The sequence below is a fragment of the Pseudocalidococcus azoricus BACA0444 genome (assembly GCF_031729055.1).
GTDB lineage: Bacteria > Cyanobacteriota > Cyanobacteriia > Thermosynechococcales > Thermosynechococcaceae > Pseudocalidococcus > Pseudocalidococcus azoricus.
In genome coordinates this window covers 268,921-284,093 of sequence record NZ_JAVMIP010000002.1, presented here as the reverse complement: position 1 = coordinate 284,093, position 15,173 = coordinate 268,921, and the positions used below count along the sequence as shown (strand labels likewise).

Annotated in this window: 14 protein-coding genes and 1 pseudogene; 12 read left to right on the top strand and 3 right to left on the bottom strand. The window is 50.2% G+C overall.

What is annotated here, in order from left to right; genetic code table 11:
* Positions 1-225: 225 nt before the first annotated feature.
* The 5 genes from RIF25_RS03815 (at position 226) to RIF25_RS03795 (ending at position 4,521) form a co-directional block, all read left to right on the top strand.
* Positions 226-978, top strand: a complete 753-nt coding sequence (locus tag RIF25_RS03815; RefSeq protein ID WP_407682309.1) for a HEAT repeat domain-containing protein — start codon at positions 226-228, stop codon at positions 976-978.
* Positions 979-984: 6 nt separating this feature from the next.
* Complete coding sequence (locus RIF25_RS03810) at positions 985-1,788, top strand: ABC transporter ATP-binding protein (RefSeq protein ID WP_322877224.1); 804 nt, start codon at positions 985-987, stop codon at positions 1,786-1,788.
* A complete protein-coding gene (locus tag RIF25_RS03805; protein WP_322877223.1) occupies positions 1,785-3,020 on the top strand; it encodes an MlaD family protein in 1,236 nt (411 codons plus the stop codon). Before RIF25_RS03810 ends, RIF25_RS03805 begins: the two co-directional genes overlap by 4 nt.
* A 53-nt stretch (positions 3,021-3,073) precedes the next feature.
* Positions 3,074-3,220 (top strand): hypothetical protein, encoded by a 147-nt coding sequence (locus tag RIF25_RS03800; protein WP_322877222.1) that lies wholly within the window; start codon positions 3,074-3,076, stop codon positions 3,218-3,220.
* A 110-nt stretch (positions 3,221-3,330) separates the two neighbouring features.
* Entirely contained in the window at positions 3,331-4,521 is a 1,191-nt protein-coding gene (locus RIF25_RS03795) for an NAD(P)/FAD-dependent oxidoreductase (protein WP_322877221.1), read from the top strand.
* A gap of 90 nt (positions 4,522-4,611) precedes the next feature.
* Here the strand turns inward: RIF25_RS03795 and RIF25_RS03790 are convergent, their stop codons facing one another.
* A complete protein-coding gene (locus RIF25_RS03790) occupies positions 4,612-5,421 on the bottom strand; it encodes a TrmH family RNA methyltransferase (RefSeq protein ID WP_322877220.1) in 810 nt (269 codons plus the stop codon).
* Positions 5,422-5,509: 88 nt separating this feature from the next.
* Here RIF25_RS03790 and RIF25_RS03785 point away from each other — a divergent pair, with 88 nt between their 5' ends.
* Both RIF25_RS03785 and RIF25_RS03780 read left to right on the top strand, forming a co-directional pair.
* A complete protein-coding gene (locus tag RIF25_RS03785; protein ID WP_322877219.1) occupies positions 5,510-6,829 on the top strand; it encodes a glycoside hydrolase family 10 protein in 1,320 nt (439 codons plus the stop codon).
* A gap of 52 nt (positions 6,830-6,881) precedes the next feature.
* Entirely contained in the window at positions 6,882-7,430 is a 549-nt protein-coding gene (locus RIF25_RS03780; RefSeq protein WP_322877218.1) for a hypothetical protein, read from the top strand.
* Between the two features lie 558 nt (positions 7,431-7,988).
* On the opposite strand, the pseudogene RIF25_RS17115 reads toward RIF25_RS03780, so the two are convergent.
* Positions 7,989-8,367: pseudogene (locus RIF25_RS17115) on the bottom strand (response regulator); the annotation flags it as partial.
* 146 nt (positions 8,368-8,513) lie between these two features.
* Between RIF25_RS17115 and lipA the strand changes: the two are divergent.
* From lipA to RIF25_RS03750, 5 genes are all read left to right on the top strand, one after another.
* Positions 8,514-9,386, top strand: coding sequence for a lipoyl synthase (gene lipA, locus RIF25_RS03770; RefSeq protein WP_322877216.1), 873 nt, complete (start codon positions 8,514-8,516; stop codon positions 9,384-9,386).
* 839 nt (positions 9,387-10,225) lie between these two features.
* Positions 10,226-10,501: an RNA recognition motif domain-containing protein gene (locus RIF25_RS03765; protein WP_015126014.1), complete on the top strand. Its 276-nt coding sequence runs from the start codon at positions 10,226-10,228 to the stop codon at positions 10,499-10,501.
* 36 nt (positions 10,502-10,537) lie between these two features.
* Positions 10,538-11,530 (top strand): ketol-acid reductoisomerase, encoded by a 993-nt coding sequence (ilvC, locus tag RIF25_RS03760; protein WP_322877215.1) that lies wholly within the window; start codon positions 10,538-10,540, stop codon positions 11,528-11,530.
* Positions 11,531-11,577: 47 nt separating this feature from the next.
* Complete coding sequence (locus tag RIF25_RS03755; RefSeq protein WP_322877214.1) at positions 11,578-11,988, top strand: pre-16S rRNA-processing nuclease YqgF; 411 nt, start codon at positions 11,578-11,580, stop codon at positions 11,986-11,988.
* A 161-nt stretch (positions 11,989-12,149) separates the two neighbouring features.
* A complete protein-coding gene (locus tag RIF25_RS03750; protein WP_322877213.1) occupies positions 12,150-12,899 on the top strand; it encodes a Uma2 family endonuclease in 750 nt (249 codons plus the stop codon).
* Positions 12,900-13,812: 913 nt separating this feature from the next.
* On the opposite strand, the gene carA is transcribed toward RIF25_RS03750, so the two are convergent.
* Complete coding sequence (carA, locus tag RIF25_RS03745) at positions 13,813-14,964, bottom strand: glutamine-hydrolyzing carbamoyl-phosphate synthase small subunit (protein WP_322877212.1); 1,152 nt, start codon at positions 14,962-14,964, stop codon at positions 13,813-13,815.
* Between the last annotated feature and the right edge of the window lie 209 nt (positions 14,965-15,173).

Here is a 15,173-nt window from a genome sequence, read left to right as displayed (position 1 = left end):
ATCCAACACTACTCAAGTTTGCGCCTTTGGGAACAAGGAGGTTGGGGGTCTCTCCGGCCCAAGCAGAGAAATTCTCGAGTCGCAGGGAGTAAATAGGCTATTCTATAGCTGCACAAGCGGTGTGATGGTGATTTAGCCACCCCTCAGTAGTTTAATGGATCATAACTAGGCAGCCGCAATAGTTTTCGGATGAACCCCAGGCCTGGATTGCTGCAAAAGAGACCCATGATGGATGACAGCGACCTCCAACTGAACGGAGCCATAATCAGCGAAGTTAACTTGGCCGATCACGAAGATTGGGCTGAGGTGACTGAACCGCCCCGGCCAGATCCCGATGAAATGCTAGCTCTGTTGACTGCCGAGGATGTTACTCAACGGATGCTGGCGGCGCGGGCTTTTTGTGAAATTGAAGATGCCAGGGCCGTACCCGCACTCATTAACCTCCTCTCCTCTTCTTGTCCCCTCGTTCGGGTCAGTGCTGCCTATGCCTTGGGCCGCAATCCCAGTCCCAGTGCGGTGGAGCCTCTGATTCAACAACTGGAGCAAGATTGGAATGGCTATGTCCGCAAAGGGGTAACTTGGGCCTTGGGGAATTGCCGCGATAGTCGCTCCCTCTTACCCTTAACAGAAACCTTACTGACGGATATTTCGGCGGTACGATTATGGGCGGCCAGTTCCTTGGGACAAATGGCAGAAGTGAGTATTGAGGCCGCAACCCAGGCTGTTCCTCCCTTAGTCAAGGCTCTGACTGTAGATGCGATGGCGGTCGTCAGAAGTAATGCGGCTTGGGCTTTGGGGCAACTCTGTCGAGCGATTCCTGTGGATCAAACCTATAGCCAGGCCATTGATGCCTTGATTAGCGCGCTGGAGGATGAGGATATGGGGGTACAGGAAGATGCCCGGGCTGCCTTGGTGAAGTTGGGAGATGCCCGGGGCCTGGAAGCCATTGAAACCCAAGAATTGGAAGGACTAATTTAAACCACCATGTCTGTTCCCCTGATTGAATTTCGGAATGTCAGCAAAGCCTTTGGGGATAAGGTCGTTCTTGATCATGTCAACCTTGCCATACATGTAGGCGATGCTTTAGCGGTGATTGGCCCATCGGGAACTGGGAAATCCACCATCCTGCGTTTAATCGCGGGCTTGACGCAGCCAGATACGGGGGAAATCTATGTGAATGGCCAGAAACGGGATGGGGATTGGGATGAGGGCAAGGGAGATATTCGCATGAGCATGGTCTTTCAGCAGGCCGCCCTCTTTGATTCGTTGACCGTAGAAGAAAATGTCGGCTTTCATCTGTTGGAAAATACCAATCTCTCCTGTACAGAAATCAAAACCTTAGTCAGCCACAAACTAGCCTTAGTTGGCCTGGAGAATATGGGCCATTTGTATCCGGCAGAATTGTCCGGGGGAATGCGGAAACGGGTCAGTTTTGCCCGAGCGATTATGGATAATCCCAAAGATAAAAATGATGACCCCCAAATTTTGCTCTACGATGAACCCACAGCGGGCTTGGATCCGATTGCCTCAACCGTCATTGAAGACATGATCCGCAATATCCACGCCACCACCTGCTCGACCTATGTCATTGTCACCCACCAACACAGCACAATTCACCGCACCGGAGGACGAATGATTTTGCTTTATGAGGGTAAGATACGATGGCAAGGAACTGTGAGCGACATTCCCACCTGTGATGATCCCTACCTGCATCAATTTCTCCAGGGGGCCGTCCACGGGCCAATTCGGATTATTGAACCACCCCTAGCTGGAGGCCAAAGCGAATGAGATCTCGGGTCATGCAGGAAAGTGTGGTTGGCCTGCTGTTTTTAATTGGCCTGGGGGTGCTGGGCCTAGCCTTGATCTGGCTGCGGGGAAATCTCTTTGCGGGGCAAACCTACGAAGTCACCATTACCTTGGCCGATGCCCCAGGCCTGGTGGTGGGTACACCGGTACGCTATCGGGGCGTTAGAGTCGGCAGTATTTCTGATGTCCAAGTCGGGCCAATGGGGATTATCGCCAAGGCCAAGCTGCGGGATGTGATTATTCCCCGTGATGCCATTCCCGAGGTGCGGCAGTCAGGCTTTGTCGGCAGTTCGTTTCTGGATTTTCGTCAAGTTGTGGCCGTAGCAGATCTTCCCGAAAATCTTTCCCCTGTCAGTGCCGATTGTGACCCCACAATCATTATTTGTAATGGGCAGAAAATTCAAGGGCGGACAGGTAAAAGCCTTGATGATTTAATCACCGCTGCAAATGCCATTGCCGATAGTTTGGATCAATCGCAACTAATTGAAAATACCAATTCTGCCATTACGAAAGTGGCCACCGCCGCCGAAAATGTGAATCGTCTTAGTGCCGATGCCCGAGTGCAACTGCGAGAATTTTCGACTGCGGCCCGCTCTGTTACCCAAGCAGCCAATCAGGTAACAAGCTTAGTGGAAGTCAATAAAGGGACTTTAACCACAACTCTAAATACCTTGAGTGCATCTGGACAGGAACTCAAATTAGTTTTGGGTAACCTATCCCCATTTCTGAATCGCTTAGAAAAAAGTACAGTCCTGGCGGATTTAGAAGCCTTGTTGAAAAATGGTTCCCAGGCCGCGGCCAACTTAAATACCATTTCGGGAACTCTCAGTAATCCGGCGGTGATGTTTTCCTTGGCCCAAACCCTAGATGCGGCCCGGGCCACCTTTATCAATACCCAAAAAATCACCAATGATCTGGTTAAACTCTCGGGAGACCAAGAACTGCAAGAGGATTTACGGCGACTCATTCGGGGCCTGAGTCGGTTATTTTCCTCCAGTTTAGAACTTGAACAACAACTGCTGGCCCTGACCCAACAATCCCAACTATCCGCCACTCCCCCTGCTCCAGTTTCCCGCACCAATCAACCCGCTCTTGCTCCTAATACCCCCAGTAGCGATCCAGAAACCGTTGCTCCCAATCAACCCGTGAATGCCACAGCCCCGCCCCCTCCTACCCCGGAACCGACTCCCCTTCTGGCTCCAAACCCCTCCTAAGCATCAATGACAAACTGAGTCAATTAGCTGATCAATCTTAAGGATATAGACCAATGGAACGACCAAAGTGGGTAGCGATTTTAACGGGAGTTGTCGCCGTATTACTGGGGGTGGGTTATCTACTCTTAGGGCAGCTTTTAGACTTTCGCGGGAATTTGCTACCAGCCCCGATGGAAATTATTTTTAACCTCAAATTTTAGCCAGGCCACCTTTATCTCTCCTGCAAATAGCTGGCTACTGAAATTTGTCGTTATTGTGGAGATGTTTGGCCAGCGAGCAGATGTGACTTTAGGTTGGAACCAGAAAAACTATGGCTAAGAAAGTTGTGATTCTCGGTGGGGGGTTTGGGGGACTTTATACGGCACTGCGTTTGGCCCAACTCCCCTGGGAAGAGGGTGGCAGGCCTGAAATTACCCTCGTGGATCAATCTGATCGCTTTTTATTTACACCCCTGCTCTATGAATTGCTGACTGGGGAACTGGAAACCTGGGAAATTGCCCCCCCCTTTAGCGAAATTTTAGCGGATACCCCGATTCAGTTTTGCCAGGCCCAGGTGTCGCACATTAATCTAGTTGAAAAACTCATCGCCCTCAGTTCCCAGGCCACCCTCGCCTATGACTATTTAGTTTTGGCCTTAGGCGGCACGACTCCCACTGGCCAGGTTCCGGGAGTTACCGATCATGCCCTGATGTTTCGGACTTTGGCTGATGCTTATACCCTGGGGGAACGCTTAAAAACCCTAGAGAATTCTGGACAAGACAAGATCCGTATTGTAATTGTCGGTGCCGGTCCCAGCGGTGTGGAACTGGCCTGTAAACTCTCGGAACGGTTGGGCAATCGGGGGCGAATTCGCCTGGTGGATCGCAATAGCCAAATCCTGGGTGGCTCCCCCAGCTTTAATCAGGAAACGGCGCAACGGGCCTTGGAAGCGCGGCAAGTGTGGCTGGATTTAGATACCACCCCAGAGTGGCTGAGTGCCAATACCATTGCCCTGAAGTATAAAGACCAGGTGGATGAACTGCCGGTGGATTTGGTGATCTGGACAGTTGGGACAGCGGTGGCGGGTGCGATTCAAGCCTTGGAACTCCCCAAAAATGAGCGCGGCCGACTCCTGACTACCCCGACCCTGCAAGTTGTTGATCATCCCGAACTGTTTGCCTTGGGGGATGCGGCCGATGTCCGGGATCAAGCCGGCCAACAGGTACCAACAACGGCCCAAGCTGCGTTTCAACAGGCCGATTATCTGGGTTGGAATGTTTGGGCCAGCCTGAATCACCGCCCGCTGTTGCCCTTTAACTATTCTCATTTGGGGGAAATGTTGACCTTGGGTACCGATAGCGCGGCCTTGGCGGGCCTGGGCTTGCAGTTGGATGGCTCCTTAGCCTATTTGGTGCGGCGGTTGGCCTATCTCTATCGCATGCCGACTCTGGAACATCAATTAAAAGTGGGGGCCAAGTGGGTCCTCTCGCCGTTGATGGATTTTTTGACGACTGCGGTTTGAGAAGTGAGGATTTAGGAGTGAGGAGTGAGAACCTCCCCTGGACTCAACTTGATGCCTTTTGTTAACTCTTTTCTCATTACTCTCTAATCCCTAATCAGAAGATTCGATCCCTTGGGCATGATGACGGCGTTGACGTTTGACTTCATAGAGTAAAAGGGCGGCGGCAACTCCCACATTAAGGGATTCGACACCAGGGGCCTGGGGAATATAAACCTCTTGGCTGGCCTGGGCGCGTAACTCTGGGGAGAGGCCCTGTCCTTCACTCCCTAATAAAAAAATGGTTGGTTGACAATAATCCAGATCCCAATAATTACAACTGCTGGGGCTAGGCCGGGTGGCAATAATCTGCCAATTGGAACTGGTTTGATAGGGGGCTAAATCTTGGCTGAGATCACTACTTTGCTTGAACCCGAGTCGAAACCATTGCCCAGCAGTCGCCCGTAAAACTTTGGGATGCTCCAAATCCACACAGCCAGGCCCCAAATAGATTCCCTCCACTTCAGCCGCGGCGGCCGTCCGGATCAGCGTCCCTAAATTACCGGGATCTTGAATCCCCTCTAAGACCAGGCCAAGGCTGTGGAGTTCTAAAGATGCGGCGGGGCGGCGGGGAGCAATGGCAACAATTCCATCAGGGGTTTGGGTCGTAGCCAAGGCCGCTAAAACAGGTTCACTGACTGATTCCAGGTGTTCGGCAATTTCCTGGAGATGTTGATATAGCACTGGGTTTTTCCCTTGCCAGGCCGGGGTACTGTAAACCCTCAATAAGGGGTAACGAACCGCACAGGCCTCCATAATCAGGTGAGTCCCTTCTAGGAGTAACTGCTGGTGGTGATGGCGATATTTGCCCTGGTGCAATTGCCGACACTGTTTAACCAGAGGATTGTGCAAACTGGTGATCATAACTGGGGAAATTGTGGGGGATTCCGAAAGGACTCTAGAATAATCCAGAAGCTGAAAAAATTCTAAACCACGCAATAGGTGAGGGTTTGTGACACAGTCCAGATGGCGGAAGTTGGCATATTGGCTCAGTTTGGGGTTGGGGGTAGTCCTGGCCTGGGGAATACTCAGTCCGGTCTTGGCTCAGTCTCCCATAAAAGTTGTGGATCCCCTCGATCATCCTGACAGCATTTACGTTCAACCCGCCGCCCCTGCTTCCCCCACCCCAAGAGTGTCGGAACCGGAAATTCGCGGGGTTTGGCTGACCACTAATGACACTAGAATGCTCCGAGATCGCCCCAGCTTAACCCAGGCCATGGCCCAACTGGCCGATCTTAACTTCAATACGGTCTATCCGGTGATTTGGAATTCGGGTTATGTCACCTATCCCAGCCCAGTCGCTCAACGCCATAACATTCAACCCTTTGTGATTCGGGGCATTCAAGATAACTATGACATCCTCGCCGAAGTCATTAACCAGGCCCACTGTCAAGGCTTACTGGCCATCCCCTGGTTTGAATTTGGCTTTATGGCCCCAGAAACCTCGGAACTTGTCCTACAGCATCCCAATTGGGTAACCCAGCGGCGCGATGGGACAAAAACCTGGGTCGGGGCAGCTGGGGAAGTGGTTTGGCTCAATCCCTTTCATCCAGAGGTGCAAAAATTTATGACGGATTTGGTGGTGGAAGCCATCAGCCAGTACGACGTGGATGGGATTCAGTTTGATGATCACATGAGCCTCCCCAATGAGTTTGGTTATGATCCCTACACCGTGGCTCTTTATAAGCAAGAAACGAAGAAAGATCCCCCCGCCCATCCCCAGGCCACGGATTGGGTCAAATGGCGCGCCGATAAGATTACGGCTTTCATGAAACAACTGAATCAAGCCATCCAAGCCCGGAAACCGAAGATCATTGTCTCTGTGTCCCCCAACCCCTATCCCTCCGCCTACAATAGCTCTCTCCAAGACTGGGTGGCCTGGATTAATCAAGACATTGTGGATGAGTTAATTGTCCAAATTTATCGGCCCACCTTGGAAGCCTTTTTAGAACAAATTGCCCGCCCGGAATTGCAAGCCGCTAAACAGAAAATTCCCACCGCCGTTGGGATTCTCTCTGGCCTGCGAACCAACTTAACCCCACTCTCTCTGGTCAAGGCTAAAGTAACAGCCGCTCAAACCGATGGTCTGGGAGTCGCGTTCTTCTATTACGAGAGTTTATGGAACAATGGCCCGGAACCCCCAGAAATTCGTCAAGCGGGCCTCCAGTCTCTCTTTGCCTGGCCAGCCACTCGCAGTCGCCGGGCTCAATGTAGTCCAGAAACTATTACCCCGGCCAGCAGTCCGCCCCCCGCCCCTATCATTGCCAACTAATCTCCAGTCCTGACGATTCTCCCTCTCCATTAACCTCTAACAAGCCCTCCCCATGTCTAACCTTGACCCCGCCCAGGCCTTATGTCTCAAGCCCTCGCCCTTAATCACTTGGACAATCCTCAGTTTTTATATAGCCTTGACGCTTCCTCTTCCTCTTCTATCCCAACAAACCCAGGCCCCGGTTTCCCCTTGGCTATTACTGATTGCGCTGGTGATGGGCGGTCTGATTCTCCTGGGAACCCTCAGCTATCGAGTCGAACTGAATCAACAGGGGATGGCGATTATCTATCCGGCCTGGGTTCCAACTTTCCTCCGGCGACAGTGGTCAATCCAATGGTCAGAAATCACCGGGATTCAGCCGCGGGGCACAAGTCAGGGTGGACTGGTGTATTATCTATTGACTCAAGCGGGTATGGCCTATTTATTGCCGATGCGAGTGGTCGGCTTTAGTCAAATGCTGCGGTTTATTCATCAACACACTGGCCTGGACACAGAACTGATCCGCCCCCTGGCCCAACCTTGGATGTACGGATTACTGGGACTGTTTGCGCTGCTAATGTTCGCCATAGATGCCTGGGTCTTGATAACGCTGCAAAGCTAACCAGGCCTGGGATCAGCGTGAGCAAATTTGGCTATTAATCTGGGCGTTTGCGTTTGAGGAAGCCAACCACTTGGGCCAGGGTATGCCGAATTGTATGCAATTCTTCTTCCAGAGAGTTCACTAAGGTTTGCAGGGCCTGGAACTCAGTTGGATTAGGCCCAGAAGCAATTTCCCCAGAGCCATAATCCTGATGTTGGGGTTGCCCCACTTGGGTCTGGAGTTCCATAACCATACTTTTCAATGCGGCAAAATCAGCCGGATCGACCGTGTGGGCATGGGCCAAGCCCTGGATTTGTAGTTGGGCCACGGTGGCTTCCAGTTGGGCAAATTCTAGGGGGTCAATGGTGCTGGCGGGCGGGCTGACTTGGGACTGGAGTTCGGCAACCATTTCTTTCAGGGCGGCAAACTCTTCTGGATCAACCCCAGCCGTTACAACTGGAGCCTGAGTAAGGGCCGCTTTGAGTTCAGCAACTTCGGCCTGGAGAGCGGCAAATTCTGCCGGATCAATGCCGCCCACCGTTGCTGTTTCTGGAGTAGAAGCTTGGGACGTAGCAGGAGCTAGGCGAGCTTTGGCAAAGGCTTTTTTAATCGCTTCGTCTAAGTCCTCCTTTTCAAAGGGTTTTTCAATGAACTCAAACAGTTCAAAGGGTTCTTGAAGCTTCTCGGTGACTTCTTCCCGCCGCCCGGACATAATCACTAGGGGGACGCGTCCTAAATCTTGTCGCCGCTCCAATTCCTGGAAGACTTCCCAGCCGCTGACCTTAGGCAGGAGAAAGTCTAACATGATCAAGTTAGGGGATTCTTGCCGAATTAAATTGAGTCCCTCTTGGCCATCCTTGGCTTCTAGCACTTGATAGTCACCCTCGGGGAGCATATCCCGGACACGCATCCGAATGACTTTACTATCATCAATCACCAAGATTTTTTGGGTTGACACAAATACCCCCAAGTTCCTCTAGAAGGCGGTTAACTTGACTATGCCATATAAGTATCATGGTTCCAGTCTCGGCTGGACGCTACTTAGCTAACAATCTTAGGAAATTTAATTTATCTTAAGCTTTACGGATCTACCGGTCTTGCCCCATGTCTGAATCTGTCTCCCCCCCTCAGCGTCTCCCCAGTTGGTTAAAATCTCCCATTGGTCGGGCCCGTGATCTAGCGCCGGTTCAACGTCTGATTAAGCAAGCGGGGATCCATACCATTTGCGAGGAAGGCCGCTGCCCCAATCGGGGAGAATGTTATCGCCAAGGAACGGCCACATTTTTGCTCATGGGGCCAATTTGCACCCGGGCCTGTGGGTTTTGCCAAGTGGATAAAGGTCATGCCCCCCGGCCTGTGGATGAAGCAGAACCCCTCAAGATTGCCCAGGCCGTCCAGGCCCTTGGTTTACAGTATGTCGTTCTCACCTCAGTGGCTCGGGATGATTTAGCGGATCAAGGGGTAGGCCACTTTATCGCCACAATGACCGCCATTCGCCACCTCAACCCAAACACTGCCATTGAAGTTCTCACCCCAGACTTCCGAGGGCATCAAGAGTTAATTGGTCAAATTGTCCAGGCCCAGCCCGTTTGCTATAACCATAATCTTGAAACCGTTCGTCGTCTCCAGGGGCCAGTCCGGCGCGGGGCAAAATATGAACGTTCTTTAGAGGTTCTCGCCACCGTCAAGCGTTTAAATCCCGACATTCCGACAAAATCCGGCTTAATGCTGGGCCTGGGAGAAACTACAGCCGAAGTTATTGCCACCCTCCAAGACTTGCGGGCGGTGGATTGTAATCGCCTCACCCTCGGTCAGTACCTTGCTCCTTCCTTAGTCCATTTACCTGTCGTCAAGTATTGGCATCCCGATGAATTTCAGGCCTTAGGGCAGACCGCAAAAGAGATGGGATTTGCCCAAGTCCGTTCCGGCCCCCTTGTTCGCAGTTCTTACCATGCCAGCCACGGCGAAGATCCCTAGATTGCCCTAGTCAAGTTGAACTTTAGTAACAGAAACTTTGCAGACTATCAAGAACATTTAAGTTCGATAAAAAGATGGAAATTACCAAACCTTGGTGTTAGCTTATACATAGGCACAAGAAAGGGGTAACAAAAAAGAGTTTCTCAAGCTCTGTTACTTCCTTAAAAATCCAACTCAAAGGTGTAAACGCTGAGAACTAGAGACTGTGCTGCCCTCCTCTGGTTCTGGGACAAGTTAGACAGTGATTTCAGTTAATTGTCGTTTCGTTAATCAAGGTGGTTTATCTAGTCGCTTTAGGTTATTGATGTCCCCGTTTTACCTAGCACTGTGTTGATTTCAAAACCCATTTCTGTTGCTTCAGGGAGATGAACAAATACAATCGCTGTCTCAATCTGTATTTTGTTCTTAAAATGTCTCAAAGCCGATCCGGTTAGGATATAAATTGGGTTCGTCTAAAAGTTTTCCAGTGCAACCTGTTCACCCTAGTAAGAGTTAAAAATTCATTGATCTATTTTTTCGGGATCTAGTTGCCTTCAACTGGGTCCCTCGTTTTGTGGAGATTGATGCGGCAACATCAGCCTATGGCTAGCCCACCCCAGAAATCTTTGTCCTAGTCTTAAGCCACCCCTAAGAAATTCCGCCCATGCTTCACAGGCCCTCCCCATGTCTGGTTATAATTTTTGATCAGGGTTGGCTTACGCCACTCGCCTTAGTTATATCTGGCTAATGTTTCAGGCGGTACATGAGTTCGGTTCCAGAGTCGTTTTGTTTCAGTGGACAGGCATCTCTCCGAAGTCACAGGCCAACGCTCTGTATTTTTTTGTGCTTTGGAGCAGACTATGTCAATTTATGTCGGCAATCTTTCTTACACTGCCACTCAGGAAGATCTAGAGGCCGTATTTGCCGAGTACGGTTCAGTTAAGCAAGTTTATTTACCCGTGGATCGTGATACTGGACGCAAACGCGGGTTTGGCTTTGTCGAAATGTCCACCGATGCCGAAGAAGATGCGGCCATTGCAGAATTAGACGGGGCTGAGTGGATGGGGCGGCAACTCAAGGTTAACAAGGCCCGCCCGCGGGAAGCTGCTGGGGGTGGTGGTCGGTTTGCCCGCTAGAGAATTGGATTCATTACAGAAGAGGACAGCATAACCATGGCACGGATGTATTACGACACAGATGCAGATTTAGGGTTACTTTCTGGCAAAACGGTGGCCATTATTGGCTATGGTTCCCAAGGTCACGCCCATGCCCTGAACCTACGGGATAGTGGTGTGAAGGTGATTGTCGGTTTGTACCCCGGCAGTAAGTCTGCGGCTGTGGCCCAGGCCGAGGGGTTGGCTGTCCATTCTGTGGCCGAGGCGACCAAGGCGGCGGATTGGATCATGATTTTGCTGCCGGATGAAGTTCAAAAAGCCGTTTATACCCAGGAAATTGCCCCTCACTTGGCTCCGGGTAAAGTTTTATCCTTTGCTCATGGGTTTAATATTCACTTTGGTCAGATTGTCCCCCCGCCAGATGTGGATGTGGTGATGATTGCGCCGAAGGGGCCGGGTCATTTGGTGCGGCGGACTTATACCCAAGGCCAAGGGGTTCCGGCATTGTTTGCGATTTATCAAGATGCCACTGGGGAAGCACGTCAACGGGCCATGGCCTACGCGAAAGGGATTGGCGGTACGCGGGGCGGGATTTTAGAAACTACGTTCCGGGAAGAAACGGAAACCGATTTGTTTGGGGAGCAAGTGGTTTTGTGTGGTGGGTTATCGGCGTTGATTAAAGCCGGATTTGAAACCTTAGTCGCCGCTGGTTACCAACCGGAATTGGCCTATTTTGAATGTCTCCATGAAGTCAAGTTGATTGTGGATTTGATTGTTGAGGGGGGCCTAGCCAAAATGCGGGACAGTATTTCCAACACCGCCGAGTATGGCGATTTAACTCGTGGCCCGCGCATTGTCACCGATGAAACTCGGGCGGAGATGAAGCAAATCCTCAAGGAAATTCAAGAGGGTCAATTTGCGCGGGAGTTTGTCTTGGAAAATCAGGCTGGCAAACCCGGATTTACCGCAATGCGGCGGCGGGAAGCAGAACACCCCATTGAGGAAGTGGGTAAAGACCTGCGGGCCATGTTTAGCTGGTTGAATAAATAACCCCAGTTGATGACAACCCCATTTTGAAACCATGAGTATCCAGGCCTGTGAGTGAGAGCTATTATTTAGGCTTTGACCCAGGCCGGGATAAATGTGGTTTAGCGATTGTTACTGAGTTTCAACAGGTCATTACCCATCGAGTGGTTTTAGCTGACCAGGCTCTGAATGTCATCAATCAAGTCCTCGCAACCTATGCAATTCAGGCAATTATTATTGGTGATCAAACTACTTCAAAGATTTGGCAAAAAAAACTAAAAGAAGGAATTAGCCAAGAGATTGTTATAAAAACGGTTAATGAACGCAACAGCACCCTAGAAGCTCGTGATCGCTATTGGCAAATGTTTCCTCCGCACGGTTTAACAAAATTACTACCCCCAGGCCTGCGCCACCCCCCTCGGCCGATTGATGATATTGTGGCGATTTTACTAGTTGAACGGTACTTAAAAGCTGTTCGCTGAGCCTGAAGAATGATGAATAACAATCAAGCGTAACTGACGGTGAAGTGGCATGAGTTCACTAGTCAAATTCATCAAAGGTACTAGCTGCTTATCCTTTGACCTATCCAAGTCATACCCTAGTGTTTGCTGTATAGTATGAGCATCGTTCGGGGAAAGTGCTTATGGCCACTCTTACAGCCGATGATCTAGAACGGCAGATGCCCGATGCCCGTCAACTGCTGAGCGATGAACCAGAGATGGAAAGCTCCCTGCACTATATGCAATTGCTGTTACTGGTGTCCTGTCTAGAGTGGGCCTGGCGAGACCGAGATGACTTTTTCATTGGGGCCAACCTGACCATTTACTTCAGTCGCCAACAACTCAAGCAGCGGGATTTTCGTGGCCCTGATTTTTTCTTAGTCAAAAATACGACTCGGGAGCCTCGTAATTCCTGGGTAGTTTGGGAAGAAGATGGCCGTTACCCTGACTTAATTATTGAATTGCTCTCTGACTCAACGGCCCAAGTGGATCGGGTGACAAAGCGGGAGCTTTACGCAGAACGGTTTCACACCCCTGAGTATTTTTACTTTTCACCAGAAACCTTAGAATTTGCAGGCTTTAGGCTCAATTTCAATCAGTATGAACCCATAGCTCCCAATGAGCGTGGCTGGCTGTGGAGTGAAGCTTTGGGCTTGTTCCTCGGTATCGACAATGGTAAGCTACGTTACTTTTCCTGGGATGGAACTTTGATTCCGACTCCAAATGAAGCGGCGATGCAGGGAATATGGAAAGCTGAGCAGGAAGCACAACGAGCAGAACAGGAAACACAACGAGCTGAGCAAGAAGCCCAACGAGCCGAGCAGGAAAAAGCCCGAGCTGACCGCCTAGCAGCAAAGCTTAGAATGTTAGGCATTAATCCCGATGACCCCTGAGATTGCTAGTGGGGAGCAGGAGATTTTTTTAGGCTAGCCCTTAGGATAAAAGAGTTTTCTTATTATTTAGATGTGGTTAAGCTTTCTAGGGCCATTACTGTGTTGATGTTCTACAGTTCAACTGACTTTGAATGCCGCTAACTCATGACGTACCCCCAGGCCTGCGCCAACCACCTCATTCCATTGATGATATTTTGGCAATTTTACTAGTTGAACGATATTTACAATCAAGTTGTTAGATTTGATTACATGACATAGGCTGTTCTAGAGTCATTGAATTATCGTAGTCATTACGAATAAAACATTTTTGTCTTGCCTTAATTTCGACTCAAAGAGTTAATACTATAGTCAGGGTTATGAGTTTAGGAATATATTGGGGATGAAGTGTAATCGTAATAATAGTGATGACTCCCTGACTAGGCCGATAAAACCAGAAAACATGAAAAACAGCAGGAGTTTTATTCTCTACATAAGCCTCAAACACATCTTGATTGTTGGGGCAGCTTAGAGACTTGATATTTGTGAGTGTTAAGGCCTGGATGCCGAGGATTGCTAGACAATAAGCCCAGAGTTTTCAAACCCTTGGAATGTTTTTTAGGCTGTATTTGAGCAAGTTGATCCAAAACCTTTGTCGCTTCGGGACTAAATTCCAACCGAAATGACACCTATCCTCTATCTCTAAATCGGCATACTGGCTAAAGTCACCTAAATATCCGCCCTGAAGCGAGTTGAGTTGTTCCAGGCCAGGTTGAGCCGAAGCCAACGCCTCTGGATTTTGCCATAGCCATAACTCTTTAGAAAAAAGATTTGCACATCTTTAGCATACAAACCCAAAATCACAATACCTAGGAACTATAGATTGATTAATGATGCAGACCAGCGTTTCGAGAATGCCAATTAGGCAAACCAAAGCTTAGTGATGCTGGCGATAATTCCGCATGGCCTGGACAAATTTAGCAAAGAGATAGTCGGCATCATGGGGGCCAGGGCTGGCTTCGGGGTGGTACTGCACAGAAAAGAGGGGCAGGGTACGGTGTTCCAGGCCGGCGACCGTTTGATCATTCAAATTCAGATGGGTAATTTCTACGTCTTTGCTGGCCAGAGATTCTCCCGTAATGGCAAAGCCATGATTCTGACTGGTAATTTCGACTTGTTTTTGGGCCAGGCCAGCGGGTTGATTTAAGCCCCGATGCCCAAACTTCAACTTAAAGGTGTCCGCCCCCAGAGAAAGCCCTAAGAGTTGATGGCCCAGACAAATGCCAAACATTGGTTTACCGGCTTCCAGCAAGGCCTGGGCGGTGGTAATTCCCTCGGTAACAGCAGCCGGATCTCCAGGGCCATTAGAGAGAAAAATGCCATCGGGGTTGTGGGCGAGAATCTCCGCAGCACTGGTACTGGCCGGCACAACGATCACTTTACAGCCGTAACTGGCCAACCGCCGGAGGATATTCCGTTTAACCCCAAAGTCAATGGCTACCACTAAGAGGGGGTCTTGATCCGGGTTAACTGTGGCCGCAAATTCCCAGGCCGCGGCGGTGGGTTCTGTCCACTCATAGGCTTTAGGGGTGGTGACGGTTTTAGCCAGGTTTAAGCCTTGCATACTCGGTGCGGCCTGGACTTGCCCCAACAATTCAACCGGATCTAAAATTTCGGTGGAGATGGCCCCATTCATGGCCCCAACGGTGCGAATTTTGCGGGTCAGGGCGCGGGTATCAATGCCATAAATCCCCGGAATTCCGTGTTTTTTCAAGTAATCGGACAAGGACTGTTCAGCACGCCAATTACTGGGTTGTTCACAAATATTCCGGGCAATGGCTCCTTTGACATGGGGATAAATGGATTCTTCATCCTCGTGATTCACGCCTGTATTGCCCAATTCGGGATAGGTAAATGTCACAATCTGCCCACAATAGCTGGGATCTGTTAAGACTTCTTGATACCCTGTCATCCCGGTATTAAAAACCACTTCACCAACGGTTGTGCCCTTGGCCCCAAAGGCTTTGCCCATAAAGACCGTACCATCGGCAAGAACAAGGAGGGCACTTTGTACTGGGGAAGTTGTCATAATCCAGGGGTTCCAAGCGGTGAGACGTTTCCTAGACTAGCCTATTCTTCCGAAAACCTGAGCGGCGGGGGAAACAATCGGGGAAAATGGGAGGGGAATCAGGATTTGTCATGCCTTGGGTGGGTGGTACTGGATGCAAAGATTAGGGGAAATAATCACCAGATTTATACAAGTCCTGGGGGTGTTGGCCCTGGTTTGGGGGTTACTTG